This window comes from Roseinatronobacter monicus (assembly GCF_006716865.1).
Lineage (GTDB): Bacteria > Pseudomonadota > Alphaproteobacteria > Rhodobacterales > Rhodobacteraceae > Roseinatronobacter > Roseinatronobacter monicus.
Genome location: NZ_VFPT01000001.1, coordinates 824,838 through 849,664, shown reverse-complemented (window position 1 = coordinate 849,664; position 24,827 = coordinate 824,838). Strand labels below are relative to the sequence as shown.

Below are 24,827 nucleotides of genomic sequence, written 5' to 3'. Positions count from 1 at the left end.
GATGTGTGCATCCCTTAGCCTTCGATCTGGGTGTTCTGGGCGCGAAAGGCTCTTTGCAACTGACACGGCCCACCCTGTTCACGCATATTGCCGATCATGACACTTGTCAGGCCATGGCCGCGCAACTGTTCGAAATGGTCGAAAGCGGCAAGGTCAAGATACGTATCGGACAGGAATTTGCATTGGAAGATGTGGCCGAGGCCCATCGGCAGATGGAAGCCCGCAGCACGACCGGCAGTTCCGTTTTGCTGTGCTAAGGCTGTGACGGCACCGGCGGCGGGCAAACCCTAGCCTTGCCGCCGCGCCTTGCGGGTGAACACCATTTTTTGCGATGTCAGTTTCTCATGCGGGCCGATCCACGCATAGGCCAGCAAGGACGGCTCCAGATCAGCAACGGTGATCCGGTGCATCTGCCCCGGCGGGTTGAAGATCATAGAGCCGGGCACATACACACCCTGATCGTTTTGCGACATCGCACCCGACAGGCAGATATAGCTTTCGGTGATCCCGTCATGCGCATGTGTTGGGTAGATGCAGCTTGGCGCAAACAGCACCAGCCCCAAAATGATCTGATCGCTCAGCACCGGCCCGGTCGGGCCGACAAGTTCCGCATAGGCGTATTTCTGGTCCAGTCCGCGCGGCACCTTGTCATAGCCATATTGCCACGAAAGCTGGTCGCGCAGCCCGTCTATGCTGCGAATAACACGCGACATAGAGGTGCCGCGCCCCTGATCCAATGCGCGTTGCAAATGCAGGGTAACAGGTTTGCTGGCCGCATCCGTGTCGCGCAAACTGGGGTTCGCGCGCAACACACCGGTGATACGTTCGCGCACAAGGCGCTGATGCGCCCTGATCTTGACGCTGCCACCTGCGGGCAGCGCGCGATACATTTCCAGAAAATCACGCAACAGATAACCCCATGCGGGGCGGTCTGACAGGCGGTAGGGCAACGCGCTTTGATCCATGGGCACCGCATGCCCGAAATGCACAATCTGTGCATTTCCATGTGCGACACGGCCTATTCTGTCAGCGACAACCCGGCTTACACCAGACGCGACACCTCGACCGCCGCGCGCACGAAATCTGCGAATAGCGGGTGCGGATCAAATGGCTTTGATTTCAACTCTGGGTGGAACTGCACCCCGATGAACCACGGATGGTCTTCATGCTCGACAATCTCGGGCAATTTGCCATCCGGCGACATGCCGGAGAAGGTCAGACCCTTGCCTTCAAGCGCTTCGCGGAATTTCGTATCCACCTCATAGCGATGGCGGTGGCGTTCCTCGATCCGGGTGCTGCCGTAAATCTGCGCCACGCGCGAGCCTTCTTTCAGCGCCGCATTATAGGCACCCAGCCGCATCGTGCCGCCCTTGTCATCGCCCAGTTTGCGCTCGATCCTGTGATTGCCCTGCACCCATTCTTTCAGGTGATAAACAACCGGCGTGAAGCGCTTGTGCCCCGCTTCAAGGTCAAACTCTTCCGAGCCTGCATCGTCAATTCCGGCAAGGTTGCGCGCCGCCTCGATACAGGCCATCTGCATGCCCAGACAGATGCCAAAATAGGGGATCTTCTTGGTCCGCGCATAGGTCGCGGCCTTGATCTTGCCTTCGGTGCCGCGCTCGCCAAATCCGCCGGGCACAAGGATGGCATGATAAGCTTCCAGCGCGGGTCCGGGGTCAGCCGCGTCAAAAACACTCGCATCAATCCAGTCAACCTGCACTTTCACGCGATTGGCAATACCGCCATGTACCAACGCTTCCTTGATGGATTTATAAGCGTCTTCAAGCTGCACATATTTGCCCACAATGGCGATGCGCACCTCGCCCTCTGGATGGGCCAACCGGTCCATCACATCTTCCCAACGGGCCAGATTGGGGCGCGGCGCGGGGTTGATGCCGAATGCGTCCAGCACAGCCTGATCCAGCCCTGCCCCGTGATACGCCATAGGCGCTTCATAGATCGACTTCAGATCATACGCGGGGATCACAGCGTCCGGGCGCACATTGCAGAACAATGCAATTTTCTGGCGCTCTTTTTCAGGGATCGGATGCTCTGACCGGCAGACCAGCACATCGGGCGCAATCCCGATGGATTGCAATTCCTTGACCGAGTGTTGCGTGGGTTTCGTTTTCAACTCTCCGCTCGCGGCCAGATAGGGCAGCAGCGTCAGATGCATGAAAATACACTGCCCGCGCGGGCGCTCATGGCTGAACTGGCGGATGGCCTCGAAAAACGGCAGGCCTTCGATATCGCCCACTGTGCCACCGATTTCGCACAGCATAAAATCAACCTCATCCTCACCAATGGCAAGGAAATCCTTGATCTCGTTGGTGACATGCGGGATCACCTGAATCGTTTTGCCAAGATAATCGCCGCGGCGTTCTTTCTCCAGCACATTGGAATAAATCCGCCCCGATGACACCGAATCAGTGCGCCGTGCAGCGACACCGGTGAATCGCTCATAGTGCCCAAGGTCCAGATCGGTTTCCGCACCGTCATCCGTGACAAACACCTCGCCATGTTCAAACGGCGACATCGTGCCGGGATCGACATTCAGATAGGGGTCCAGCTTGCGCAAACGCACTGTGAAACCACGTGCTTGCAGCAACGCACCAAGTGCGGCCGAAGCAAGCCCCTTGCCCAGACTGGAAACAACACCGCCGGTAATGAAGATATAGCGCGCCATGGTCCTGCGACCCCCCGTGAAACTGCATTTCGCTGGTCAAATGCCTGCTTTCAGGCAACGACCACCACGGGAGTCGAGGAATACGCCAGATTCCGCAAGACCGCAAGACAGCCGCAAGATCGGGCGGTAAAAAAACGCGCCCCATACTAGTTCTTGTGACGACCCCCTAGTCGTCGGCCGGGGGGGGTGCCAGAGTGTCATCGGCAACGGGCGGCGGCAACAAGCCATCGCCCAAAGGCAGCGACGGCACAGTCGGCTCGGTAGGTGCGGTCGGCGTGCCCAGACGGTCCAGAACCGAGCTTGTGGCGGATTGCTGTGCTGCAATGACAGTCAGCGTCAGCGATGTCGCAATGAACGCAGCGGCAAGCACCCAAGTCAGCTTGGCCATAGCCGTCAGCGGCGGACGGCCTGCGCTGGCGTTGCCATCGCCCCCGCCAATGCCAAGCCCCCCACCTTCGGAGCGCTGCACAAGCACGACGCCGATCAGCGTCAGCGCCAGCAAGAGATGGACAATCAGCACGACATTTTGCATCAGGACAACCCGTCTTTCGTTACGCGGCCTACTTAGGCGCTGAGGCGCTGTCCCGCAACCCCTGTTTGCAGAACAGCCGAGTTGGCGCCAGATGCTATTTCGGGTTTCAGTTCCGGCGCGACAGCGCTATGAGGGCTGTCGGGTCGCATATCTTATCAGGGGATCACTTATGGCCAATGTCGTTGTTGTCGGCGCTCAATGGGGTGACGAAGGAAAAGGCAAGATTGTGGACTGGCTGTCCGAACGTGCCGATGTCGTCGCACGGTTTCAAGGCGGGCATAACGCAGGTCACACGCTGGTGATTGATGGCAAGGTCTACAAGCTGCATGCGCTGCCCTCGGGCGTTGTGCGTGGCGGCAAGCTGTCCATTATCGGCAATGGTGTCGTGCTGGACCCCTGGCACCTGCTGAGCGAGATTGCCACCATCCGCGATCAGGGCGTCGAGATCACACCCGAGACATTGATGATCGCCGAGAATACACCGCTGATCCTGCCGTTTCACGGAGAGTTGGATCGCGCCCGCGAAAATCAGAATTCTGTCGCCAAGATCGGGACGACAGGCCGTGGAATCGGGCCATGCTATGAGGATAAAGTGGGCCGCCGTGTGATCCGCGTGGCCGATCTGGCCGATGATGCGACCTTGGAGATGCGCGTCGACCGCGCATTGGTGCATCACAATGCGCTGCGCGCGGGGCTGGGGCTGGACGCGATTGACCGCGACGCGCTTCTGGCCGATCTGCGCAAGGTTGCGCCTGAGATCCTGAAATTCGCGGCCCCTGTGTGGAAGGTGCTGAACGACAAGCGAAAGGCTGGCAAACGTATCCTGTTCGAGGGGGCGCAGGGCGCGCTGCTGGATGTCGATTTCGGCACATACCCTTATGTCACATCGTCCAATGTCATCGCCGGACAGGCCGCAACGGGCGTGGGTGTCGGCCCCGGCGCGATCGATTTTGTCCTTGGTATTGTGAAAGCCTATACCACCCGCGTCGGCGAAGGCCCCTTTCCGACCGAATTGCACGATGACGATGGCGAGCGTCTGGGCACGCGCGGGCGTGAATTTGGCACCACAACCGGGCGCAAACGCCGTTGCGGCTGGTTTGATGCCTGTCTGCTGCGCCAGACCTGCGCCACGTCGGGTGTAACGGGCATTGCGCTGACCAAGCTGGATGTGCTGGACGGGTTCGAGATGCTGAAAATCTGCGTGGGCTATGATCTGGACGGCACGCGGCTGGATTACCTGCCCACCGCCGCCGACCAGCAAGCCCGCTGCACCCCGATCTATGAGGAATTGCCGGGCTGGAGCGAAACCACTGAGGGCGCGCGCAGTTGGGCTGACTTGCCCGCGAATGCGATCAAATATGTGCGCCGCGTGGAAGAGTTGATTGACTGCCCGGTCGCCCTACTTTCCACCTCACCCGAACGCGAAGATACAATCCTAGTCACGGACCCGTTTGCAGACTGATGACCTTATCCTGGAAAGCACGTAGACGTTGGGCGCTGTTTGCGCTGGTGGTGGCCTTGCCGCTCTATATCGTGGTGGCGGTTACAATAGTCACCCTTTTTGAGCGGCCCCCCTTCTTGCTGGAACTTACGATTTATGTCGTGCTCGGAATTCTCTGGGCGTTTCCGCTGAAAAAGCTGTTCATGGGCATCAGCCAGCCAGACCCGGACGCCCGGCGCAAGGATTAGGGCGCGTCATGTGACCCTTCGTTCGCGCTTATGTTCCGTCGCAGCTTCGCTTGCGGGACGTAAGTTGGCGGGGCAGCGATGCGGGAAGTAGCTACCGTTCCGCCGCTAAACTTGCACGGATTGGATGAAGCGCCGTAGCGCGATGAGGGCGTCGTCGGGCTTGTCACCCACCACTCCATGCCCGCAATCAGGAAATTTAAGATAAGTGAGTTGTTCGGGGCGCAACCCGGCTGCGATTTCTTCGCTAAACTCAGGCGGAGTGATGGGATCATACTCTCCCGCCAGAACCAGTGTCGGGCATTCAATCTTGGAAAGAGCCGCGCGAAAATCCATGCGCCCATGTTCGTTGAGCGGTCCATTGAACCACAGGGCCGTTTCATTCTTCCATAAGATGCGCGACAACCAATCTGTCGATGCAGAGCTGTTGCAGCTATAATACGGCACGCAGCGATCCCGATAGAGCGCTCGTCCCTCTGCTGTAGGGTTTTCCCAATAGGCCTTGGCAATATCGCGGATCTCTTTTCCGCCAAGGCGCTCAAAGGCCTTGTAAATGCTTTGAAAATGCACCTTGGCCGCTGTGCTGATCAGCACCAGACCCGCCGGATGGCCGGGGTAACGGGTTGCATAAGACAGCGTAACGAAACCGCCGAACGAGGTGCCGATCACAATAGGATTTTCGACGCTCAAGGCATCGCAAAGCCCCTTCAGATCGTCGCCCCATTGCGCTAGGTTCCAACTGGTTTCGTCGCATGCATCGCTTCGCCCGTTGCCCCGGTGATCATAGTAGATCACCTGCGCGATGTCTGTCAGTTGCGAAAAGTATGGCTTTGCCACAGTGTGGTCTGCGCCCGGTCCACCATGGACCATGATAACTGTTGGCTTTTGCCGCATGGTTTTGCCATCTGGCTTAAGACCCTCGCCGTCCACATCGAAGAACAGTTTTGCCCCGTTTACCGACACATACATGCCTTGCCTCCGTCATTCATGATGACAGCTTCGCAGGGCCCTGCGAAATGTTCAATGGCCGGTGAGGGCTTACAGCACCCCACTTTGGAACAACTGCACCTTCAGCCCGCCATGCGGCAATAGTGGGCCGGGGGTCAGGTTCAGACCGGTCACATGTGCAAGCTTGCGGTCCGACGTGACAAGACCGACCCGCCAGCCCCTCATCTGTGTCTTCAAGACCTCACCAAGGCTTGCATAGAGCCCGTAAAGCAGCTTCGGGCTGCTGATCCGCGCGCCATAGGGCGGGTTGATCATCACCAGTCCGGGGGGCGTGTCGGGGCGCATCAGCGCGCTCAGGGGCTGGCACACAAACTGCGTACAATCGGACACCCCTGCACGTTCCGCGTTCTGTTCACTGTTGCGCACAGCACCCTGATCGCGGTCAAAGCCGAAAAACTGCAAGGGCGGCGTGCGCGACGGGTTAGCGCGCATCTTATCCCAAGCAGAGGCATTGAAGCTGGCGAATTGCTCGAACGCAAAACTGCGCGTCCGCCCCGGAGCAAGGCCGGATGCAATCTCGGCGGCTTCAATCACAAATGTGCCCGATCCGCACATCGGGTCCAGCACGGGCTGGGTGCCATCATAGCCCATCTGGCGCAGAAACAACGCCGCCATGGTTTCACGCAAAGGTGCCTTGCCCGTCGCCAGCTTGTGGCCGCGCTTGTGCAGCCCCTCGCCGGACGTGTCGAGCGAGAGGGTCACCAGATCATCCTCGATCCGCACCATCAAGCGCAGCCCAGCCGCCGCATCAATCGGCGCGCCAAGCGTTTCGGCAATCGCGCGTTCCACCCTCTGCGCGGCAGCCCCCTTGTGATAGATTTTTGAACGCGCGCACATGGCGTCGACCTTGAGCGGAACATCTGAGCGCAGGAAATCCCCCCAAGGGAATTTGCGCGCGCGCTTGTCCAACTGCGCCAGATGCATCGCGCGAAATTCCCCAATGCGCACCAGCACACGGCTGGCCCCGCGCAGCCACAGATTGGCGCGCCAGACCGTGTTCCAATCGCCCGACGCCTCAACCCCGCCCGGTACCGCAACAGGGTTCGGCAGGCCAAGAGCACGCGCCTCGTCCACCAAAACAGGCTCTAGCCCCGGAAGGCAGGCGAGGAATATCTGAAAATTCTGATCACTCATGCAGCGCCGATACGGGGAAATCCCGCTTATGGCCAGCGCTAAAGCGCGCTTTGCGTGGCAAGGGCGGGGCGCGTGAAACGCGACCCGCACGAGGGTGGGCGGGTGGGCCACGCAAAGCGCGCTTTTGCCCGCCCTATCCGGCCAGCGCGTCCATGCGCTTGGCAAGGGTTACGTCAAGTTCCGACAATCCACCCACATCATGCGTGCTCAATGTCACGGACACTGTCTTGTAAACATTGAACCATTCAGGGTGGTGCCCCATCTTCTCGGCCACCAAAGCCGCGCGCGACATAAAGCCAAATGCCTCGATGAAATTGGCGAAAACGAACTCCTTGGTGATGGCATCGCGCCCGTCCACCATGCTCCAGCCTGCGCCCATCAGCACATCCAGCACAGTGCGATCCGTCAGTTTCTCAGCCATTCTATCCTCCATCCGGTTTGCGAAATGGCGCGAAATCTGCAAGCGCGCGCATCTCATACTCGATCGCGCGGCCTTCTTCCGAAAGATACCGCGCCACGGCCTTGTGAAATCCCGCTTCGGGAAAGTAATGCAACGAATGCACCCTTGAGGGCATGTAACCCCGCGCAAGCTTGTGGGTTCCCTGCGCGCCCGCCTCAACCCGGCCCAGTCCGCGCGCGATGGCGAAATCCATGGCCTGATAATAGCACAGCTCGAAATGCAGGCAGGGGTGATCCTCGACACAGCCCCAATAGCGCCCGAACAGCACATCCTGCCCGATGAAATTCAACGCGCCCGCGACCGGTTCTCCGTCACGCTCGGCCAGCACCAGCAACACATCGTCGCGCAAATGGTCCTGCACCAGATCAAAAAATGCCCGCGTCAGATAGGGCGTGCCCCATTTGCGCATGCCTGTATCCTGATAGAATTCCCAAAACGCATCCCAATGCGCTGGCTCCAGCGCATCGCCCGTCAGCGCGCGGATCGTACCGCCAAACCCAAGTGCCGTGGCGCGTTCCTTGCGGATGGTCTTGCGTTTACGCGACGAAAGTGCTGCCAGAAAGCCCTCAAAATCCTGATAACCGGGGTTTTCCCAATGAAATTGCTCTGTCACGCGGTGCAGATAGCCTTGCTCTGCGCCAAGTGCGGCCTCGTCCTCAGTGCAAAAGGTTACATGCGCAGATGACAGCCTGTTGTCGCGCGCAATCTGCGCCATGCCTTGCAGGATCGCGGCGGCGCCCTGCGCTTCAAAGCCGGGCTTGCACAGGAACCGCCGACCTGTTGCAGGTGTGAACGGAACCGCCACTTGCAGCTTGGGGTAATACTGCCCCCCTGCCCGCGCATAGGCCTGTGCAAAGGCGTGATCGAAAATATACTCTCCCTGCGAATGCGACTTCACATAATGCGGCGCAACGGCAATCAGGTCACTGCCCTGATGTACCAATATATGACGCGGCTCCCACCCGCTGCCCGCGCCCACTGATCCAGAGCGCTCCAGCGCATGCAGGAACCGATGCGTGGTGAATGGGTCAAGCGGGGGCTGCGCGCCATCGGGGTTGGCGCACGCGTCCCAGTCGCCGGGATCAATCTGACCCAGATCACTGTTCAGCGTCACCGAGAGCGCGCAGCCATCCATCACATCGCCGCCAGCAATGCCTCACCAGCCGACACTTCACACACGCCGGGGCCTTCCTCGACATGCAAAAGCGTGACGGTGCCATCTTCGACCAGCATCGCATAGCGCTTTGAGCGGCCCATCAGCCCGACAGGGGCTGCGTCGAAGCTCATACCGATTGCCTTGGTGAACGCGCCTGTGCCATCCGCAAGCAATGTCAGCCCGGCTGCGGTCGCGCCTGTCGACTCGCCCCAAGCCTTCATCACGAACGGATCATTGACCGACAGGCAGACAATCTCTTCCACGCCCTTGGCGGCGAATCCATCCTTGGTGCGGATGAAGCTCGGGACATGCGCGGAATGGCATGTGGGGGTGTATGCGCCCGGCACCGCAAAGATCACGATCTTGCGACCCTTGCTCAGGCTGGACAAATCAACCTGCTCTGGCCCGTTTTCGCCCATGCGGCTAAAGCTGGCCTCTGGCAATTTATCCCCGGTAGCGAGTGTCATGGATTGGCTCCTGTGATTGTTATGGTTATTTGTGCACAGAACATAGCGTATCGTGCCAGAGCGGCCAGAGGGGCAGAAGCAGAATGAACAGAATTGTCGTAATCGGTGCCGGTCAGGCCGGCGCTTCCCTTGTTGCCAAGCTGCGCAGTCTGGGCTTTGCGGGGCAAATCGCGCTGATTGGCGAAGAAGCTGTACCCCCCTATCAGCGCCCGCCCCTGTCCAAAGCCTATCTCTTGGGCGAAATGACGCAAGAGCGGTTGTTTCTGCGCCCCGAGAGCTTTTACGCGGAACATCAGATCGACCTGCATCTCGGCGCGCCGGTCGAGAGTATGGACCGCGGCGAACAGATCCTGCGCCTTGGTGGCAAGGTCTTTGCTTATGACGCGCTGGCCTTCACCACCGGATCTGTGCCGCGCCACCTGCCTGCCACAATCGGCGGCGCGCTCCCCGGCGTGCATGTCGTGCGCACCCTTGCTGATGTCGATGCAATGGCACCCGAATTTACAGCCGGTCGGCGCGTGATCATCGTGGGTGGCGGCTATATCGGGCTAGAAGCAGCCGCTGTCGCTGCCAAAAAAGGACTGCACGTCACAGTGCTGGAAATGGCCCCGCGCATCCTGCAACGCGTTGCCGCCCCCGAGACATCGGCGGCGGTACATGCGCTGCACGAGGGCCACGGCGTGCGTATCCTGACCTCCACCGGATTGGAGCGGATCGAGGGCGACACCCATGTCACAGGGGTGCGCCTGAGCGATGGCACCCATCTGGACGCTGATTTTGTGATTGCCGGCATCGGGATCATGCCCGCCACTGCGCTGGCTGAAACTGCCGGGCTACAGGTCGAGAACGGCATCAAGGTCGATGCGCAGGGCCGCACATCCGACAGCCACGTCTGGGCCGCAGGCGATTGCGCTTCCTTCCCGTACCGTGGCACGTATCTGCGGCTGGAAAGCGTGCAGAACGCCATTGATCAGGCGGAATTGGTGGCCGAAAACATGCTGGGTGCCGCCAAGGACTATGACCCCGTGCCGTGGTTCTGGTCGGATCAGTACGACATGAAATTGCAGATTGCGGGCCTGAATACCGGCTATGACCATGTCGTAGTCCGGCAAACGGATGCCCGCAGCCACTGGTATTTCGCAGGCGATAAATTCCTTGCGGTCGACGCAATGGGCGATCCGCGCGCCTTTATGGTGGGCAAACGGTTGCTGGAACAAAGGCGCAGCCCGGACAAAGCCGCAATCGCGGACCCGCAAACCGACCTCAAGGCGCTGTTGCGCGCATGAGGATCATCGGCGGCAAATATCGCGGGCTGAAACTGGCCGAACTTGGCGCGGGCGACGCGGACGCGCATCTGCGCCCCACGTCAGACCGCGTGCGAGAGGCGATCTTCAACCTGCTGATCAATGGCAGCCACGGTGCAGACTTGGACGGCGCGCGCGTGCTTGACCTGTTTGCTGGCACGGGCGCGCTGGGGCTGGAAGCCCTGTCGCGCGGGGCCGCACACTGTACCTTTGTTGATGACGGGGCCGCAGCCCGCGCATTGATGCGCGCCAATATCGAGAAAACCCATACCATGGGCTGCACACGGGTGTTTCGCCGCGACGCCACAAAATTAGGCGACAATCGCGGCCCCGGTTTTTCGCTGGTGTTTCTGGACCCGCCCTATGGCAAGGGCATGGGCGAAGCCGCTCTTGCCTCTGCACTTGCTGGCGGCTGGATCGCACCGGATGCACGGATCATGTGGGAAGAAGCCAGCCCGCAACTGGCGCCTGAAGGGTTTGAACTTCTGGACCAGCGCCGCTATGGCGAAACCCATGTCACCCTTTTGCGCCGCAAGAAGGCCCCATGACGCCCGCGCTTGTAATCTTCGACTGCGACGGTGTGATCGTAGACAGCGAACCCCTGACCCTGACCTTGCTGCGTGACGATCTGGCACAGCGCGGACTGGCTCTGGAAATCTCGCAAGTCACAAGCCTGTTCGTGGGCGGCACCATTGCCAGCGCCGGGCAACGCGCTTCGGAATTGGGCGCAACCATTCCCGAAGGCTGGGTGCCAGATATGTATGCCCGCATCTATGCGCTTCTGAAACTCGGGGTCGATGTGATACCGGGCGTGCTGCCCGTGATGGACATGCTTGATCAGGCGAAAATTCCCTATTGCGTCGCGTCCAACGGGCGGATGGCCAAGATGGAAATCACCCTTGGCCAGCACCCTGCCCTTTGGGCGCGCATGCAGGGCCGGATGTTTTCGGCCGAACATGTCCCCTCCCCCAAACCCGCGCCGGACCTGTTCTTGCACGCTGCCCAAGCCCTTGGCGCTGCCGCCGCCGATTGTGTGGTGATCGAGGACAGCGCCACAGGCGCGCGCGCTGCGCGCAACGCCGCCATGCGCTGCTACGGCTTTGCGCCCCATGATACCGGCGCACATCTCAGCGCCGAGGGGGCGCAGGTCTTCCATGACATGAGCCACTTGCCAGAGTTGCTGCGCCTGTAACATTTTCTTGCGAAAAATACTCAAAGGAGGGGTCAGCGTCGCGCCACGGGTTCAAGCGATGCTGACGACGAGGGCAGCGCCCTCGCCCCTCTCCCTCAAGCGCCTCACTTGGCCAGCGCACGCGCCCCCGCCACTGTCAATCCGGGCGACAGCGCGTCAGGGTCCAGCACCAGTTCGATCACAGCTGGCAGACCCGCATCCGTTGCCCGCTGATAGGCACCCGCAAAATCTTGCGTCCGCTCCACCCGCTCGCCATGCCCGCCATACGCGCGGGCAAGGGCTGCGTAATCGGGGTTGAACATCTGCGTGCCACTGACGCGGCCCGGATAGGTCTTTTCCTGATGCATCCTTATCGTGCCATATTGGCCGTTATTGCACACGATCACCACGATATTGGCCCCGTATTGGCGGGCGGTCGACATCTCGTTCAGAGTCATCTGAAAACAGCCATCCCCTGCGAAACAGATCACGGGGCGGTCGGGGTGCTCCAACTTGGCCGAAATCGCCGCCGGAAAGCCATATCCCATCGACCCCGATGTCGGGGCCAGATGCCCCGGAAAGGCACGTGCGCGCAGGTAGCGGTGCAGGAAGGCCGCGTAATTGCCCGCCCCATTGGTGACGATGGCATTGTCAGGCAACATGTCGGAGAGTTGGTGTATCACCTGCTCCAGCTTCACCGCGCCGGGGGTTTCCACAGGTGTGACCCATGCCAGATAGTCGTCATGCGCCGCGCGGGTCCATTCGGCCCAGTCGGGGTGATCCGGTGCCGCGCGCTGGCTGAGTTTCGCAATCACATCCACCGCCGGTGCGGCCAGCGCCAGATCGGGCCGGAACACGCGCCCCAACTCATCGGGATCGGGGTGAATATGGATGATCGTCTTGCCGGGGTTGGCCGGATCAAGCAGCTCATAACCCCCTGTTGCAATGTCCCCCAGACGCGAGCCAATAACCAGCAGGCAATCCGCATCACGCAGTCGCTGCGCCAGCTTGGGGTTCATGCCCACGGCCAGATCACCCGCGTAATTGGGGTGGCGGTTGTCGATCCGGTCCATCCGCCGGAAGGTCACACAGACAGGCAGGCCAAAATTATCGGCAAACTGCCCCAACGCCTGCGCCGTCTCTGCCGACCAAACCGACCCGCCCGCAATTACCAGCGGGCGCTTGGCCTTGCACAGCATATCTTGCACCGCGTCCAGTTGCTCGGAACAGACCGAGGGCGGCGTGGGGGCGACTGCGGGAATATCCGGCACATCCACGTGCGCTGACAAGATATTCTCGGGCAGCGCCAGCACCACAGGGCCGGGGCGGCCGGAACTGGCCTGATGAAAGGCGCGGCTGATATATTCGGGCAGCCGTTCGGTATGGTCCACCTCGGCGGCCCATTTGGCGATAGGCTTGAAGAATTCGCGGTAATTCACTTCCTGAAACGCCTCGCGGTCGCGGTGGCGGTTGTCGATCTGGCCCACAAACATAATCAGCGGCGTCGAATCCTGCCGCGCCACGTGTATCCCGCTGGACGCATTGCTGGCCCCCGGCCCGCGCGTCACAAAAACGATACCGGGCTGGCCGGTCAGCTTGGCATGGGCCTCGGCCATCATGCAGGCGCCGCCCTCATGGCGGCAAACGATATTTGTGATGCCAGACTCGTACAGCCCGTCAAGGGCCGCCAAAAAACTTTCGCCGGGAACCGAAAAGACCCGCGTGACCCCTTGTGCCTTCAACTGGTCCACCAGAATCTGCCCGCCATGTCGTTGTGTCATCGAACCCTCTTTTTTCACATGTTCACTACCAGAGTGAGAGATATCTCGCTCGGGTGCAACCCGTCAGGATTGCCTTTCGTTCCCCGAGTCATAGCTGGTGTGACGAATAGTAACAGGAGATATCATGTCTGAGTTGAAACTGGTGGGGTTGTGCGGATCATTGCGTAAAGAGTCTTGGAATCGCAAACTGATGCATGCCGCAAGAGAGGCTTTTGGTCCGGCGGAATTTGCAGAGGGCAATCTGCGCCTGCCCCTGTTTGACGAAGATCTGGAAGCGCAGGGCATGCCCGCCGAAGTCACCAAGCTGAAAGACCTGATCGCCAACGCAGACGCGGTTGTCATCGCATGCCCGGAATATAACAAGGCGCCCCCCGGTGTACTGAAGAACGCCCTCGACTGGCTTAGCCGTGGCGGTGCGCCGTGGAAGGACAAGCCCGTGGCCATTGTCTCGGCTGCCGCTGGGCGCGCGGGCGGGGAGCGCACGCAATTTGCCCTGCGCCTGATGATGGTCGCGTTTCGCCCCTATTTGTTGCAAGGGCCGGAAATGTTGCTGTCGAACCCGTCGAAAGCTTTTGACGATCAGGGCAATCTGACCGATGAAATGGCGACGAAACTGCTCAATGAATTGATGCAGGATTTGCGCAGCGCGGGCCAGTCGCACTCTGGTTGAAGGGCGCGACCCAAAAAACCGGCATTTCGGCGTGATCATCAGTCCCATGTGCTGAAAAACTTGATCGGCAAGGCAGTTTTTGGCACGCTACCCTCCTTCGTTTCAGGGAGGGAAACCGATGAGCATGACCGAACACGCACAGATCGCGCCTGTAGAGATTGCGCGCGATCTGTCAGAAAAAGACCTGCGCGCGGCCCTGGCTGCGGGCTGGAGTGACTTCAAGGCATATCCGGCTTTTGGACTGTTTTTCGCGGCCTTCTATGTGGTGGCGGGAATTGCGCTGTATTTCGGGCTTTTTGCCCGAGGAGAGGCGGCGTGGTTCATCCCCATTGCAGCAGGATTTCCGCTCTTCGCGCCCTTCGCAGCCGTCGGCCTTTATGAAGTCAGCCGCCGCCGCGAGGCAGGCGAGCCGATGAAATGGGGGGGCATCCTTGGCGCAATGCGCGGGCGCGGCGATGAGCAATTGCTGGTCATGGGCGTGGTCGTCCTGATCATCTTCGGTTTCTGGATCATCCTTGCACGCGGCATTTTCGCTATTTTCATGGCACAATCAGGCATTGGCACCGAATCGCTTTCGCTGCTGGCGTCATTTCCCGGTGTTATGATGCTGCTGATCGGGTCCGCTGCTGGGGCGTTGGTGGCAATGGCGCTGTTTGCCATCACGGTGGTCAGCCTGCCCATGTTGCTGGAACGCGATATCGATTTCATGACCGCGATGATTGCCAGCTTGGAAACCGTCCGCTTGAACCCGCAAATCATGCTGAAATGGGCAACCGTGATCGCGGCAACCTTGTTCGTGGCGATGGTGCCCTTGTTTCTGGGCCTGTTCATAGCACTGCCGGTGCTGGGCCATGCGACATGGCATATATACCGCCGCGCGGTTGCTACCCCCAAGGCCTGACCCACGACAGCATCCGTCGCGCGTAGGGGGGTTGGAACCTGCCACGCGCCCTCCTATACCTTGTCCAAAGTCGTTTTTTGGAGAAGGCCGATGTCCAATCCCACAGCCGCGATGCTTGTCATCGGCGATGAAATCCTGTCGGGCCGCACGCGCGATGCGAATATGCATTATCTGGCCGGGCAACTGGCCCCGCGCGGCATTGACCTGCGCGAAGTGCGCATCGTCACCGACCAGCATGACCGCATCGTGGTCGCGTTAAATGCGTTGCGGGCCGAATATGACCATGTCTTCACGTCGGGCGGGATCGGTCCCACGCATGACGACATCACCGCCGATGCCGTGGCCGCCGCCTTTGGGGTGGGGGTGGATATCCGCGATGATGCGCGCGCCATTCTGGCCGAGCATTACACCCGCACAGGGCTGGAATTGAACGCCGCGCGCCTGCGCATGGCGCGCATTCCCGACGGGGCCCGCCTGATCGACAATCCGGTGTCCAGTGCGCCGGGCTTCTCGATCGGGAATGTGCATGTGATGGCGGGCGTGCCTGCGGTGTTTCAGGCTATGGTCGCGGCCCTTCTGCCTGGCCTTGCTGCGGGTGCGGCCCTCTACGCCCAGAACCTGACCATCCCACGCGGCGAGGGCGAGATTGCAGCGGACCTCAAAGCGCTGGCCGAGGGTTTTCCAGAACTGTCCATTGGCTGCTACCCGTTTCAGCGTGACGGGGCATTTGGCGCAACTGTCGTCGTGCGCGGCGAAGACAAGACGCGGGTGGATGCGGCCCTTGTCAAACTGGCCGCACTCTTCCCCGAGGCGGTGGCATGAGCCTGCCAGACGCGGCCAGTTTGATGGCCGCACTGGACGCAACATGGCCTGCGCAAGCCACCCACACGCAAGATGGCTGGCGCTTGCGCGATGGTGCGGGCGGGGGCAAGCGCGTCTCGGCGGCAAGCCCGCTGCACGACGACGCCCCCCTTTCCACAGCAGAAGCGTGGATGCAGGCACGCGGACAGCGGCCCTTGTTTCGACTGACCACAGGTGAGGCGGCACTGGACGCGGTGCTGACCGGACGCGGCTATAACTTGCTGGACCCGACAGTCATCTATGCAGGCCCCGTTGCCGATCTGGCGCGCAAACCGGGGCATGTCAGCCTGTTCGATATCTGGCCACCTTTGGCGATCATGCGCGATATCTGGGCCGAAGGGGGCATTGGCCCTGCGCGGACCGCAGTGATGGAGCGCGCCTGCACCCAAAAAACGGGACTGGTCGCGCGCATCGAGGACCGCGCCGCAGGCGTCGCATTTTGTGCACTGCATGACAAGATTGCGATGGTTCATGCCATCGAAGTGCTGCCCCATATGCGGCGCAAGGGCGTTGGCGCGCTGATCGTGCAAGGGGCTGCATGGTGGGCGCAGGCGCAAGGGGCGCATATGCTGGCACTCGCTGTGACAGACGCGAATACCGGCGCGCGCACACTCTACGAGCGGCTTGGCCTGCAAGTCTGCGCGCGCTATCACTACCGCGAGCAGGGTTTGAAGGAGGCACCACAATGACACGACAGGTCACACGGCTGGATCTGCCCGCCACGTCAGAACTGCCCGAACGCACAAAGCGCTATTTGCAGCTTTGCGAGGAAAAGCTGGGCATGGTGCCCAATGTGTTGCAGGCTTATCTGTTCGATATGGCAAAGTTCGACGCGTTTGTCGCGATGTATAGTGATCTGATGCTGGGCGAGAGCGGGCTGAGCAAGCTGGAGCGCGAGATGATCGCGGTCGTTGTCTCGTCGATCAACCGATGCTGGTATTGTCAGGTGGCGCATGGCGCGGCAGTGCGAGAGCTGTCCGGCGATCCGGCCTTGGGCGAGGCGATGGTGATGAACTACCGCGCCGCCCCCTTGGACCCGCGCACCCGCGCCATGCTGGATTTCGCCGCCCTTGTGACTGAAGCCAGTGCAAAGGTCAGTGACGCCGACCGCGAAGGAGTGCGCGCGCACGGCTTCACCGACCGCGATATTTTCGACATTATCGCGGTGGTGGGGTTCTTCTCGATGACGAACCGCGTGGCCTCGGCCACAGGGATGGAACCGAACCCGGACTATCACGCGCAAGCCCGCTGAGAGGGTGCGCTGCTTGAGAGGGGGGACGGGGGGCGGCTGCCCCCCGGCATCTCTGGTCTGCGACCAGAGCTGAACCCCCCGCCCCAAAGCTAGGCGATTCACACATTTCTGAGTTTCCATCCGTGTGAGACGGATTTGAAGTATTGTAGGCCATGTCGGAATGTAATTGGACCTGGCGGTTTGGATTTTGGGTAGCCGTCCCATCCGCCGAGCTTGGCGATGATCCACGCGGCCCAGGCAAGTGTTTCCGGCGGGTGAGGGTTTTTCTGGAGCGCGGTCTTGCCTTCGAGTTCGGGCAGGAGAGCATGAAGGGTCTGGATTTCGGAGGATGAGAAGGCGATTTTGGCGTCTTGCCCGGACTTGCCATCGCGCGCCTGAACGAGTTGCATGATGGTGCAGGCCGCGCGGGCGGCAATCGCGGTCAGCTTGATCAACCGCTCGGCATTTTCCAGTTGGCTGTCCTCCAGTTGCAACCCCTGTTGCTTCAGGGTGCGGAAGAATTGTTCGATATGCCAGCGTTGCCGGTACCAGCTTACCGCGCGCCAGGCCATGTCCGCATCCTCGACCTTGTGAGTGGTCAAAAGCCGCCATGAGATGGGCTCGGCGCCCGGTGGCGCATTCACCTCGCTGACTTCGATCAGGCTGACCTCCACCGTCTCGGCCAGCCCCGGCTGTCTGGCCAGATTGGCAGGACGCTTGATCGTAACGGGGCCAAATCGGGCCTCAAGTCTGGCGGTGCGCGCCGGGCGCCCTGGGCGTGCGCGCATCGCCACTTGTGCCGTACCTGCCAATTTCAGCGGGGCAGAGGACAGCTTGCCGCCACCTTCCAGGATTGAGCGATCCGTCATGGCACGGGTCAGGATGTGAAAGCCCGGCTCCGGCAATCGTGCCCATTTCTCATAGATATCGCTCTCGCGATCGCCGATTTCAGTCACCATATGCGCCTGGGCCAGAACTGTCTTGGCAGCCTCTGCCGTGCTCAGCCACCGATGCGATTCCTTCTCGGACAGGGGGCGGGCCCGGTGGGGAACACTTACGCGGCCATCGCGTGTCCATATCCGGCCCGCGGCCAAACCCAGAATGCCACCCGTCTCGGCATCCACACCCAGCATCGCGTGGAGCAAAACACCGCGCCCAGACCCCTTGCCGATTGCACCCAGTCCGCGACTGCGCTCTTTGGTTGTCGAGAAATTGAAGTCGCTGCTGTCCTGAATCGCAAGAATATGCCGCCCCGCGCAGGCTTGCGAAAGCTCCGCTCCCCAGCCTTCAATCACCGCCTCAGCCGTCACGCGCGGATTGGCCAGAAAGCGCGAAAATCCGACAATCCCACTGCGGCGGCCACCCGCCAGACGCCGAAGACAGGTGCTCGTGCGCGCCACCATTGCTGCGAGCAGCAGACCCCCCTTTTTGCCAGGCGTTCGTCTCCGAAATCACCCAGCCTCCAGCCTTCCGAAGTCACCACAGACGCCCTCCCACTTTAGGTAGAGCGATCGAATCATGCGCAACAAAAACGGTCAAGTGCCGAAAACCGGAGCGCACAGCCAAAGATGTGTGCATCCCTTAGCGCCCCAAAGGGGGGCACGCCCCCCCTTGGGAAACCCCCGTGAGTATTTCTGGCAAGAAAATGTGAGCCGGAGTTACTTCTGTGCGGGTTTGTCAAACAGGCCGCTGAGCGCGCGGCTCATGACATGGCTGGTGCGCGGGCGGGGCAGTGCCTGAAACGGCAAGGGGCGGCAAATTTCAATCGCGGCAATGCCAAGCCGCGCGGTCAGCGCGCCATTGACCACCCCCTCGCCAAAGCGGCGCGAGAATTTGGAAATGACGCTGCCCGAGGCAACCGAGCCGATCATATCTTCGCTTACGGCCACGGCCCCTGTTGCCAGAAGATGCGTGATAACACCCCGCAGCAGGCGCAGGCTGCCGAGTGTACCTGCCCTCCCACCATAGATTTCGGCGACCCGGCGGATCATGCGCAGATTGCTGACAAGTGCGGCCAGAACATCGATCAGCGCCAGCGGGATCAGGGCGGTCAGCAAGGCGACCTGCCGGGCGGCGGCTTCAACCTCGCGGCGCGCACGGGCATCCAACTCTGCCAGCAAGGTGGTTTCGCTGAGCGCCAGAAGCCCCTCCGCGTCGAGTTGGTCAGGGGCCATCTCTGTCAGGCGCGCGCGCGCCCAGCGCAATTCGGGCCGCGTGCTGTACAGCGCGTTGAGGGCGAGCATGACATCTTTTGCCAGTTTGAGGTCAACCTGCTGGCGCGCCGCGGCGGCCTGCCCGCGCAGCGCGTCGATCTGGCGCAGGCGGCGGAACCCGGCCCATTCGCGCCACGCAAATGTCAGGGCCGCAACGCCGATCACCGCCAAAAGACCCAGCGCCAGATACCCAAGCGCGGTGTTGCGCGCGACAAGCGAGGTCACGAAATCCCAAGCCGCGACACTGACAGCAAGCGCCAAAAATCCGGCAAGCGCCGACAGGCCAAAGCGCCCCCAGAACGACAGCCGCGCACGGCCTGCGCGCAGCGCCATCTGCATGGCGCGCCCTTCGGGCGGGGGCAGATCCTCATCGGGGGGCGGCGGCGCGGTGCTGGGGTCGAATTCGGCCCCTTCGGGCAGGTCGATCAGCAAGGGTTTGGATTTGCTCATTGCAGGATATCCCCCAGCAGAAAATCGGCAGCCGCATCCAGCCGGATATGGGGCAACCCGTCACCGGGCGCGCGGGTCAGAGGGGCGGGGGCAAAGCGCATGATCTGATAGTCGGCATCCAGCCATTGCGCGGCCCCTGCGCGCGCGGGCCCCACCACCTGCATCGGATCGGCAGGCAACTCGCCTGCGTAAAACGCCGCCTGCCGCCCAGTGTCCAGCAAGCGCCCGCGCACACAGTCCAATGTCTGCCCGTCGCGGTCATGCGTTTCCTCAACCGTGGCGCGGAGTGCGGCGATGGCCAGTGCCTGCGTGCGTGCGCCTGCGAAATCAGCGCGGTCGCGCGACTGGCGCAACAACGCGGCCATGATCGCTGTCAGCCGCGCATGCTGGATGTGGTGCAGATGATCGGCCTTGGTGGCGGCAAACAGGATGCGTTCAACCCGCTTGCCCCCCAAGAGCCGCGTCAGCCACGCATTGCGCCCCGGTCGAAATGCGGCCAGCAATTCGGTCAGGGTCTGGCCCAAGCGGTCCACCGCCTCTGGCCCCGCATGGATCGCGCCCAGCACATCGGCCAGCACCACCTGCCGGTCGATCCGGGCAAAATGATCGCGGAAAAAGGGCCGGATGACCTGCGACTTATATGCATCAAAGCGCCGCGCCATCTCGCGCGCCAGCGAGCCGCGCCCCCCTGTCCCTGCCAGCGGCACAAAGGTCAGCACCGGAGAGCCTGCCAGATCGCCCGGCAACAAAAACCGCCCAGGAGTAATGTCAGGCAACCCCAGCGCGCGGGCTTGATTGAGATAGGTGGTGAAGGCTTCGGTCAGCGCTTGGGCCGTCGCCTCGTCATGGCGGGCACTGGCATCGGTCGCTTGCAACTGCGCCAGAGCATCGGCTGCGAAATCGCGTTTTTCCATACGCGCCAGCACCTCGGCGCTCCATTGCGCATAGCTCTTGTCCAGCAGCACCAGATCCAGCAGCCATTCGCCGGGATAGTCGATGATATCGACATGGCGCACGCGGGGTGCCCGCATACCGCTCAGAAACCCGCCGGGGCGCACACGAAAGGACAGGCGCAGTTGCGAAATCTGGCGCGTCCCTTCGGGCCAATGCGGGTCGGGGCCCGTCAGGGCGGCCAGATGGCGCTCATAGTCAAACCGGGGCAGCGTGTCATCGGGTTGGGGTTGCAGGAACGCCGCCTCGATATGGCCACCTGCCACGGCCCCCATCCGGCCCATGCGTCCCCGGTCCAGCAGATTGGCCACCAGCGAAGTGATGAACACCGTCTTGCCCGCCTGACTGAGGCCGGTGACACCAAGCCGCAAGGTGGGTTCAAAGAATGTCTCGGACAGGGTGCCACTTACACCCGTGGCCACGCGGTCGACGCCGCGCAACACCCCATCTGTCAACCTGCCGATCACCATACGCAGCCCCCTTGTCGTAATGTCAGATAAGGGGGCGGGGCTGTGGATGCCAGTCTCAGAGCCAGGAAAAGAAATCCGCAGGCGCGCGGGCGCGCAGCTTGGCGGCCAGATCACGACCCAGATCAGCGCCATCCGCAATCGGCGCGCGACCTTCCTCGAACAGACGTTCCGACCCGTCGGGGCGCAGAATTTCGCCGCGCAACCAGATATCGGCCCCGTCGATCAGCGCAAGCCCTGCAATCGGCGTCTCGCATGACCCGTCGAGAGCGGCGAGAAAGGCGCGTTCAGCGGCCAGACGCTGCGTTGTCGCAAGGTCATTGAGCGGGGCCAGCATTTCAGCCAGACGCGCATCATCCGTGCGCCGCTCGATCCCGATTGCGCCTTGGGCGATGGCAGGCAACATATCTTCGGGCGCAATGGCGGATTGCGCAACCTCAACCATGTTCAGGCGGTGCAATCCCGCCATGGCCAAAAAGGTGCAATCGGCAACGCCATCATCCAGCTTTTTCAGCCGCGTCTGAACATTGCCGCGAAATTCCACCACTTTCAGGTCAGGTCGGCGGTTAAGCAGCTGCGCGCGGCGGCGCAGACTGGAGGTGCCAACCACCTGACCAGGGGCAAGATCGGCAATCGTTTTCACATGGCGCGAGACAAAGGCATCGCGCGTGTCTTCGCGCGGCAGGTAGCAATCCAGCAACAACCCGTCGGGTTGCAGCGTCGGCATGTCCTTCATCGAATGGACAGCAATGTCGATGCGCCCCTCGATCATCGCCTCTTCGATTTCCTTGGTGAACAGGCCCTTGTTGCCGATTTCCTTCAGGGGGCGGTCGGCATCAATCAGGGTGCGGTCATCGCCTGTGGTTTTGATGACCATGATCTCGAACGCTGCCTCTGGCAGGTCATGGGCGGCCATCAGGCGGGCGCGTGTCTCATGGGCCTGTGCCAGCGCCAGCGGAGAGCCGCGTGTGCCGATCTTCAGGGGCTGGTCGGGGGTCGGATAGCTGTGTTTCATGTGACTTGATTAGCTGCGCGCCGCGGCCCTGACAAGCGCAGAGTGTATCGCAGACTTGACATTACGCGCCTGTCTTGGGACGAGAACGGGACCAAGGAGAGAGCCATATGACTGCGACCGCCCCTACCAAGACCATTCTGCGTGCCCTTGCGGGCGAGACGCTGCCCACGCCGCCCATCTGGATCATGCGTCAGGCCGGGCGGTACCTGCCCGAATACAAGGCCACGCGCGCGCAGGCAGGCGATTTCCTGTCGCTGTGCTACAACCCCGAACTGGCCGCCGAAGTGACCTTGCAGCCGATCCGTCGCTACGGATTCGATGCGGCGATTCTGTTTGCCGATATCCTGCTGATCCCGCAGGCGCTGGGGGCGGATTTGTGGTTTGTGACCGGCGAAGGGCCACGCCTGTCCACACTGAACGACATGGCCGGGGTTCAGGCGCTCAAGCCCGTGGATGCGATTCACGACACCCTGTCGCCTGTCTATGAGACTGTGAAAATCCTGTCGCGTGAATTGCCCGCCGAGACGACATTGATCGGCTTTGCAGGTGCGCCATGGACAGTGGCCACCTATATGATCGCCGGTCGCGGCACCCCCGATCAAGCCCCCGCGCACGCCATGCGCGTTGGCGCGCCGGAAGCGTTTGATGCGCTGATCGACCGGATAACGGCGGCGACCATCGAATATCTGTCGATGCAGATCGACGCAGGGGCCGAGGTGGTCAAGATTTTCGACAGTTGGGCCGGATCGCTGAAGGGTGACGCGTTTATCCGCTACTCGCTGGAGCCCGCGCGCAAGATCATCACCGAGTTGAAGGCACGCCACCCCGGCATTCCCATCATCGCCTTTCCGCGCGAAGCAGGCGAAGGGTATATCGGATTTGGCCGCGCCACCGGCGCTGATTGCGTAGCATTGGACAATTCGATCACACCCGAATGGGGCGCTGAACATGTGCACGTCGATGGCTGCGTGCAGGGCAATCTGGCTTCCAGCCATATGGTGACAGGCGGGCAGGCGCTGGTGGATGCGACCGAACGTGTTGTCCGCGCGTTCCGAGGCGGGCCGCATATCTTCAATCTGGGCCACGGCATCACCCCCGATGGCGACCCGGAAAACGTGGCGCTGATGATCGAGACTGTGCGAAATTTCCGCGCCTAACGAAAGCTGTCTAGCGGCCCGGCGCAAAACCGGGCCGCCCTGTCGGGTTATGCAGGTTTGCGCAGCCCCAGTATCTCGCGGGCCTGCTGCCAGCTTGCGACGGGACGCTGGTGTTTCGCGCAGATCTCGACCGTGCGTTCGACCAGTGCGGCATTCGAGGGGGCCAGCCGCGCGCGGTCCAGCCGCATATTATCTTCAAGCCCCGTACGCGTATGCCCGCCGCGCGCAATTGCCCATTCATTAACCACGATCTGATTGGGGCCAATTCCTGCGGCACACCACAGCGCATCGGGCGCAAAGCGGTGCAGCGTCTCGATATAAATATCAAGTATCCGCGCATCCGCGATCATGGCATTTTTCACACCCATCACGAATTGCACATATAGCGGCCGCTTCAGCCGCCCATCGTCGGCCATTTTCGCAGCCTGAATGATATGGCTCAGATCAAATGCCTCGATTTCCGGCATAACATCGTATTTGTGCATCTCTGACGCCAGCCAATCCACCAAATCAGGCGGATTTTCATACACGCGTGTTGGAAAATTGTTAGACCCGACCGAGAGGGACGCCATGTCCGGGCGCAGCGGCAACATGCCGCCACGCGTCAGCCCCGCGCCCGACCGCCCCCCGGTCGAGAACTGGATGATCATACCGGGGCAATGTTTCTCCAACCCCTCTTTCAGATGGGCAAATTTCTCAGGGTCGGACGAGGGCGTCTCATCGTCATTGCGCACGTGACAATGCGCAATGCTGGCCCCGGCTTCAAAAGCGGCCTGCGTGCTTTCAACCTGTTCGGCCACGCTGATCGGCACGGCAGGGTTATTGGCCTTGGTCGGAACCGAGCCGGTAATCGCGACCGCGATGATGCAAGGGGTGGTCATGGGTGCTTTTCCTTCCAGCGAGTCTTGCGCCGATGCCTGAGGGCCAGCCACTGCGCGCGGGCAGGCCTTCATGCGACGATGGCCACAACTTGCGGCAAGCTGCCGCCTTGTGCAACACTGCACAAACCCGCGTGCCTTTGGCAACGCCTGCGAAAGGAAATTCAACGTGCAGCGTGTGACCATCACCCTACCCGGCCCGCTTTGTGACGCATTGGACCGCCATGTCACCGAACGGCGCTATGACAACCGGTCCGAAGCAGTGCGCGATCTGTTGCGCACTGCCCTGCGCGACGCAGAAAATGACCCGTCAGAAGCCGAGGCGATGGGCGTTCTGTCCTATGTCTATGACCACCACACCCGCGATCTGGCCAGCCGTCTGATGCACCACCACCATGACCATCACGCGTTGAGCGTGACCACCAGCCATGTCCATCTGGACCATGACACCTGCCTTGAGACGGCGATTCTGCGCGGCCCGGCGGCCGCCCTGCGCGCCTATGCCGATGGCGTGCTGGGCCAGCGCGGTGTCATGCACGGCAATCTGTTCCTGATCCCGGTTGAGGCCCGATCCCATGCCCATGACCATGGACATGGCACCGCCCACCATGACCATCTACATGTGAAGGACAGCTTCTAAGGCTTTGC

At 61.4% G+C, this 24,827-nt stretch carries 26 protein-coding genes and 1 pseudogene; 13 read left to right on the top strand and 14 right to left on the bottom strand.

The window, feature by feature from the left end; translation table 11 throughout:
- Window positions 1-20 precede the first annotated feature (20 nt).
- Window positions 21-257 (top strand): annotated as a pseudogene (locus BD293_RS03820) (zinc-binding dehydrogenase); the annotation flags it as partial.
- A 30-nt stretch (window positions 258-287) separates the two neighbouring features.
- Here the strand turns inward: BD293_RS03820 and BD293_RS03815 are convergent.
- The 3 genes from BD293_RS03815 to secG all read right to left on the bottom strand — a co-directional run bounded on the left by BD293_RS03815 (window position 288) and on the right by secG (window position 3,218).
- Entirely contained in the window at window positions 288-965 is a 678-nt protein-coding gene (locus BD293_RS03815) for a dimethylsulfonioproprionate lyase family protein (protein WP_142079941.1), read from the bottom strand.
- Between the two features lie 77 nt (window positions 966-1,042).
- Complete coding sequence (locus tag BD293_RS03810) at window positions 1,043-2,686, bottom strand: CTP synthase (RefSeq protein ID WP_142079940.1); 1,644 nt, start codon at window positions 2,684-2,686, stop codon at window positions 1,043-1,045.
- Between the two features lie 166 nt (window positions 2,687-2,852).
- Window positions 2,853-3,218 (bottom strand): preprotein translocase subunit SecG, encoded by a 366-nt coding sequence (gene secG / locus BD293_RS03805; protein ID WP_142079939.1) that lies wholly within the window; start codon window positions 3,216-3,218, stop codon window positions 2,853-2,855.
- A 169-nt stretch (window positions 3,219-3,387) separates the two neighbouring features.
- Between secG and BD293_RS03800 the strand changes: the two genes are divergently transcribed.
- Both BD293_RS03800 and BD293_RS03795 read left to right on the top strand, forming a co-directional pair.
- Window positions 3,388-4,680 (top strand): adenylosuccinate synthase, encoded by a 1,293-nt coding sequence (locus tag BD293_RS03800; RefSeq protein WP_142079938.1) that lies wholly within the window; start codon window positions 3,388-3,390, stop codon window positions 4,678-4,680.
- The gene (locus BD293_RS03795) at window positions 4,680-4,907 is read left to right on the top strand and encodes a DUF2842 domain-containing protein (RefSeq protein ID WP_142079937.1); all 228 of its coding nucleotides are present in this window, start codon (window positions 4,680-4,682) and stop codon (window positions 4,905-4,907) included. Before BD293_RS03800 ends, BD293_RS03795 begins: the two co-directional genes overlap by 1 nt.
- Window positions 4,908-5,012: 105 nt before the next feature.
- Here BD293_RS03795 and BD293_RS03790 read toward each other — a convergent pair whose 3' ends face one another.
- The 5 genes from BD293_RS03790 to BD293_RS03770 all read right to left on the bottom strand — a co-directional run bounded on the left by BD293_RS03790 (window position 5,013) and on the right by BD293_RS03770 (window position 9,129).
- The gene (locus BD293_RS03790) at window positions 5,013-5,873 is read right to left on the bottom strand and encodes an alpha/beta fold hydrolase (RefSeq protein WP_142079936.1); all 861 of its coding nucleotides are present in this window, start codon (window positions 5,871-5,873) and stop codon (window positions 5,013-5,015) included.
- Between the two features lie 69 nt (window positions 5,874-5,942).
- Window positions 5,943-7,046, bottom strand: a complete 1,104-nt coding sequence (locus tag BD293_RS03785) for a THUMP domain-containing class I SAM-dependent RNA methyltransferase (RefSeq protein ID WP_142079935.1) — start codon at window positions 7,044-7,046, stop codon at window positions 5,943-5,945.
- 133 nt (window positions 7,047-7,179) lie between these two features.
- Window positions 7,180-7,467 (bottom strand): 4a-hydroxytetrahydrobiopterin dehydratase, encoded by a 288-nt coding sequence (locus BD293_RS03780; protein WP_211840988.1) that lies wholly within the window; start codon window positions 7,465-7,467, stop codon window positions 7,180-7,182.
- Window position 7,468: 1 nt separating this feature from the next.
- Window positions 7,469-8,641, bottom strand: a complete 1,173-nt coding sequence (locus BD293_RS03775; protein ID WP_142084295.1) for a GNAT family N-acetyltransferase — start codon at window positions 8,639-8,641, stop codon at window positions 7,469-7,471.
- Window positions 8,641-9,129, bottom strand: coding sequence for a peroxiredoxin (locus tag BD293_RS03770; protein WP_142079933.1), 489 nt, complete (start codon window positions 9,127-9,129; stop codon window positions 8,641-8,643). Before BD293_RS03770 ends, BD293_RS03775 begins: the two co-directional genes overlap by 1 nt.
- Before the next feature lie 83 nt (window positions 9,130-9,212).
- Between BD293_RS03770 and BD293_RS03765 the strand changes: the two genes are divergently transcribed.
- The 3 genes from BD293_RS03765 to BD293_RS03755 are packed head-to-tail and all read left to right on the top strand — an operon-like array spanning window position 9,213 to window position 11,625.
- Window positions 9,213-10,415, top strand: coding sequence for an NAD(P)/FAD-dependent oxidoreductase (locus BD293_RS03765; RefSeq protein ID WP_142079932.1), 1,203 nt, complete (start codon window positions 9,213-9,215; stop codon window positions 10,413-10,415).
- Complete coding sequence (gene rsmD, locus BD293_RS03760) at window positions 10,412-10,981, top strand: 16S rRNA (guanine(966)-N(2))-methyltransferase RsmD (protein WP_142079931.1); 570 nt, start codon at window positions 10,412-10,414, stop codon at window positions 10,979-10,981. The genes BD293_RS03765 and rsmD overlap by 4 nt, the downstream gene beginning before the upstream one ends.
- Window positions 10,978-11,625 carry an HAD family hydrolase gene (locus BD293_RS03755; protein ID WP_142079930.1) on the top strand — a complete coding sequence of 216 codons (648 nt, stop codon included), beginning with the start codon at window positions 10,978-10,980 and terminating at the stop codon, window positions 11,623-11,625. The genes rsmD and BD293_RS03755 overlap by 4 nt, the downstream gene beginning before the upstream one ends.
- Window positions 11,626-11,729: 104 nt before the next feature.
- On the opposite strand, the gene BD293_RS03750 is transcribed toward BD293_RS03755, so the two are convergent.
- A complete protein-coding gene (locus BD293_RS03750) occupies window positions 11,730-13,385 on the bottom strand; it encodes a thiamine pyrophosphate-binding protein (RefSeq protein WP_142079929.1) in 1,656 nt (551 codons plus the stop codon).
- 124 nt (window positions 13,386-13,509) lie between these two features.
- Between BD293_RS03750 and BD293_RS03745 the strand changes: the two genes are divergently transcribed.
- The 5 genes from BD293_RS03745 (at window position 13,510) to BD293_RS03725 (ending at window position 17,069) form a co-directional block, all read left to right on the top strand.
- Window positions 13,510-14,055, top strand: coding sequence for an NADPH-dependent FMN reductase (locus BD293_RS03745; RefSeq protein ID WP_142079928.1), 546 nt, complete (start codon window positions 13,510-13,512; stop codon window positions 14,053-14,055).
- A 118-nt stretch (window positions 14,056-14,173) separates the two neighbouring features.
- Complete coding sequence (locus tag BD293_RS03740; protein ID WP_142079927.1) at window positions 14,174-14,956, top strand: DUF2189 domain-containing protein; 783 nt, start codon at window positions 14,174-14,176, stop codon at window positions 14,954-14,956.
- A 90-nt stretch (window positions 14,957-15,046) separates the two neighbouring features.
- The gene (locus tag BD293_RS03735; RefSeq protein ID WP_142079926.1) at window positions 15,047-15,778 is read left to right on the top strand and encodes a competence/damage-inducible protein A; all 732 of its coding nucleotides are present in this window, start codon (window positions 15,047-15,049) and stop codon (window positions 15,776-15,778) included.
- A complete protein-coding gene (locus BD293_RS03730; protein WP_142079925.1) occupies window positions 15,775-16,506 on the top strand; it encodes a GNAT family N-acetyltransferase in 732 nt (243 codons plus the stop codon). Before BD293_RS03735 ends, BD293_RS03730 begins: the two co-directional genes overlap by 4 nt.
- Complete coding sequence (locus BD293_RS03725; RefSeq protein WP_142079924.1) at window positions 16,503-17,069, top strand: peroxidase-related enzyme; 567 nt, start codon at window positions 16,503-16,505, stop codon at window positions 17,067-17,069. Before BD293_RS03730 ends, BD293_RS03725 begins: the two co-directional genes overlap by 4 nt.
- A 98-nt stretch (window positions 17,070-17,167) precedes the next feature.
- Here the strand turns inward: BD293_RS03725 and BD293_RS03720 are convergent, their stop codons facing one another.
- The 4 genes from BD293_RS03720 to hemC form a co-directional block, all read right to left on the bottom strand.
- Window positions 17,168-18,451, bottom strand: coding sequence for an IS4 family transposase (locus BD293_RS03720; protein ID WP_142079747.1), 1,284 nt, complete (start codon window positions 18,449-18,451; stop codon window positions 17,168-17,170).
- A gap of 255 nt (window positions 18,452-18,706) precedes the next feature.
- A complete protein-coding gene (locus BD293_RS03715; protein WP_142079923.1) occupies window positions 18,707-19,711 on the bottom strand; it encodes a YcjF family protein in 1,005 nt (334 codons plus the stop codon).
- A complete protein-coding gene (locus BD293_RS03710) occupies window positions 19,708-21,132 on the bottom strand; it encodes a YcjX family GTP-binding protein (RefSeq protein WP_142079922.1) in 1,425 nt (474 codons plus the stop codon). Before BD293_RS03710 ends, BD293_RS03715 begins: the two co-directional genes overlap by 4 nt.
- A 55-nt stretch (window positions 21,133-21,187) precedes the next feature.
- Entirely contained in the window at window positions 21,188-22,144 is a 957-nt protein-coding gene (hemC, locus tag BD293_RS03705) for a hydroxymethylbilane synthase (protein ID WP_142079921.1), read from the bottom strand.
- A 107-nt stretch (window positions 22,145-22,251) separates the two neighbouring features.
- On the opposite strand from hemC, the gene hemE reads away from it, so the two are divergent.
- On the top strand, window positions 22,252-23,301 hold the full coding sequence (gene hemE, locus BD293_RS03700) for a uroporphyrinogen decarboxylase (protein WP_142079920.1): 1,050 nt from the start codon (window positions 22,252-22,254) through the stop codon (window positions 23,299-23,301).
- 47 nt (window positions 23,302-23,348) lie between these two features.
- Here the strand turns inward: hemE and BD293_RS03695 are convergent, their stop codons facing one another.
- Entirely contained in the window at window positions 23,349-24,182 is an 834-nt protein-coding gene (locus tag BD293_RS03695; protein ID WP_142079919.1) for a 3-oxoadipate:acetyl-CoA acetyltransferase, read from the bottom strand.
- Between the two features lie 70 nt (window positions 24,183-24,252).
- Between BD293_RS03695 and nikR the strand changes: the two genes are divergently transcribed.
- Window positions 24,253-24,819 carry a nickel-responsive transcriptional regulator NikR gene (gene nikR, locus BD293_RS03690; protein ID WP_246086202.1) on the top strand — a complete coding sequence of 189 codons (567 nt, stop codon included), beginning with the start codon at window positions 24,253-24,255 and terminating at the stop codon, window positions 24,817-24,819.
- Window positions 24,820-24,827 lie beyond the last annotated feature (8 nt).

Bases quoted from the DNA above. Each gene is read 5' to 3' on its own strand.
- BD293_RS03775 (WP_142084295.1), bottom strand. From the start codon at position 8,641: ATGGATGGCTGCGCGCTCTCGGTGACGCTGAACAGTGATCTGGGTCAG.
- BD293_RS03745 (WP_142079928.1), top strand. From the start codon at position 13,510: ATGTCTGAGTTGAAACTGGTGGGGTTGTGCGGATCATTGCGTAAAGAG.
- BD293_RS03730 (WP_142079925.1), top strand. From the start codon at position 15,775: ATGAGCCTGCCAGACGCGGCCAGTTTGATGGCCGCACTGGACGCAACA.
- hemC (WP_142079921.1), bottom strand. From the start codon at position 22,144: ATGAAACACAGCTATCCGACCCCCGACCAGCCCCTGAAGATCGGCACA.
- BD293_RS03695 (WP_142079919.1), bottom strand. From the start codon at position 24,182: ATGACCACCCCTTGCATCATCGCGGTCGCGATTACCGGCTCGGTTCCG.
- BD293_RS03735 (WP_142079926.1), top strand. From the start codon at position 15,047: ATGTCCAATCCCACAGCCGCGATGCTTGTCATCGGCGATGAAATCCTG.
- BD293_RS03790 (WP_142079936.1), bottom strand. From the start codon at position 5,873: ATGTATGTGTCGGTAAACGGGGCAAAACTGTTCTTCGATGTGGACGGC.
- rsmD (WP_142079931.1), top strand. From the start codon at position 10,412: ATGAGGATCATCGGCGGCAAATATCGCGGGCTGAAACTGGCCGAACTT.
- hemE (WP_142079920.1), top strand. From the start codon at position 22,252: ATGACTGCGACCGCCCCTACCAAGACCATTCTGCGTGCCCTTGCGGGC.
- BD293_RS03800 (WP_142079938.1), top strand. From the start codon at position 3,388: ATGGCCAATGTCGTTGTTGTCGGCGCTCAATGGGGTGACGAAGGAAAA.
- secG (WP_142079939.1), bottom strand. From the start codon at position 3,218: ATGCAAAATGTCGTGCTGATTGTCCATCTCTTGCTGGCGCTGACGCTG.
- BD293_RS03810 (WP_142079940.1), bottom strand. From the start codon at position 2,686: ATGGCGCGCTATATCTTCATTACCGGCGGTGTTGTTTCCAGTCTGGGC.
- BD293_RS03780 (WP_211840988.1), bottom strand. From the start codon at position 7,467: ATGGCTGAGAAACTGACGGATCGCACTGTGCTGGATGTGCTGATGGGC.
- BD293_RS03795 (WP_142079937.1), top strand. From the start codon at position 4,680: ATGACCTTATCCTGGAAAGCACGTAGACGTTGGGCGCTGTTTGCGCTG.
- BD293_RS03715 (WP_142079923.1), bottom strand. From the start codon at position 19,711: ATGAGCAAATCCAAACCCTTGCTGATCGACCTGCCCGAAGGGGCCGAA.
- BD293_RS03710 (WP_142079922.1), bottom strand. From the start codon at position 21,132: ATGGTGATCGGCAGGTTGACAGATGGGGTGTTGCGCGGCGTCGACCGC.
- BD293_RS03750 (WP_142079929.1), bottom strand. From the start codon at position 13,385: ATGACACAACGACATGGCGGGCAGATTCTGGTGGACCAGTTGAAGGCA.
- nikR (WP_246086202.1), top strand. From the start codon at position 24,253: ATGCGACGATGGCCACAACTTGCGGCAAGCTGCCGCCTTGTGCAACAC.
- BD293_RS03785 (WP_142079935.1), bottom strand. From the start codon at position 7,046: ATGAGTGATCAGAATTTTCAGATATTCCTCGCCTGCCTTCCGGGGCTA.
- BD293_RS03770 (WP_142079933.1), bottom strand. From the start codon at position 9,129: ATGACACTCGCTACCGGGGATAAATTGCCAGAGGCCAGCTTTAGCCGC.
- BD293_RS03755 (WP_142079930.1), top strand. From the start codon at position 10,978: ATGACGCCCGCGCTTGTAATCTTCGACTGCGACGGTGTGATCGTAGAC.
- BD293_RS03815 (WP_142079941.1), bottom strand. From the start codon at position 965: ATGGATCAAAGCGCGTTGCCCTACCGCCTGTCAGACCGCCCCGCATGG.
- BD293_RS03725 (WP_142079924.1), top strand. From the start codon at position 16,503: ATGACACGACAGGTCACACGGCTGGATCTGCCCGCCACGTCAGAACTG.
- BD293_RS03765 (WP_142079932.1), top strand. From the start codon at position 9,213: ATGAACAGAATTGTCGTAATCGGTGCCGGTCAGGCCGGCGCTTCCCTT.
- BD293_RS03740 (WP_142079927.1), top strand. From the start codon at position 14,174: ATGAGCATGACCGAACACGCACAGATCGCGCCTGTAGAGATTGCGCGC.
- BD293_RS03720 (WP_142079747.1), bottom strand. From the start codon at position 18,451: ATGGTGGCGCGCACGAGCACCTGTCTTCGGCGTCTGGCGGGTGGCCGC.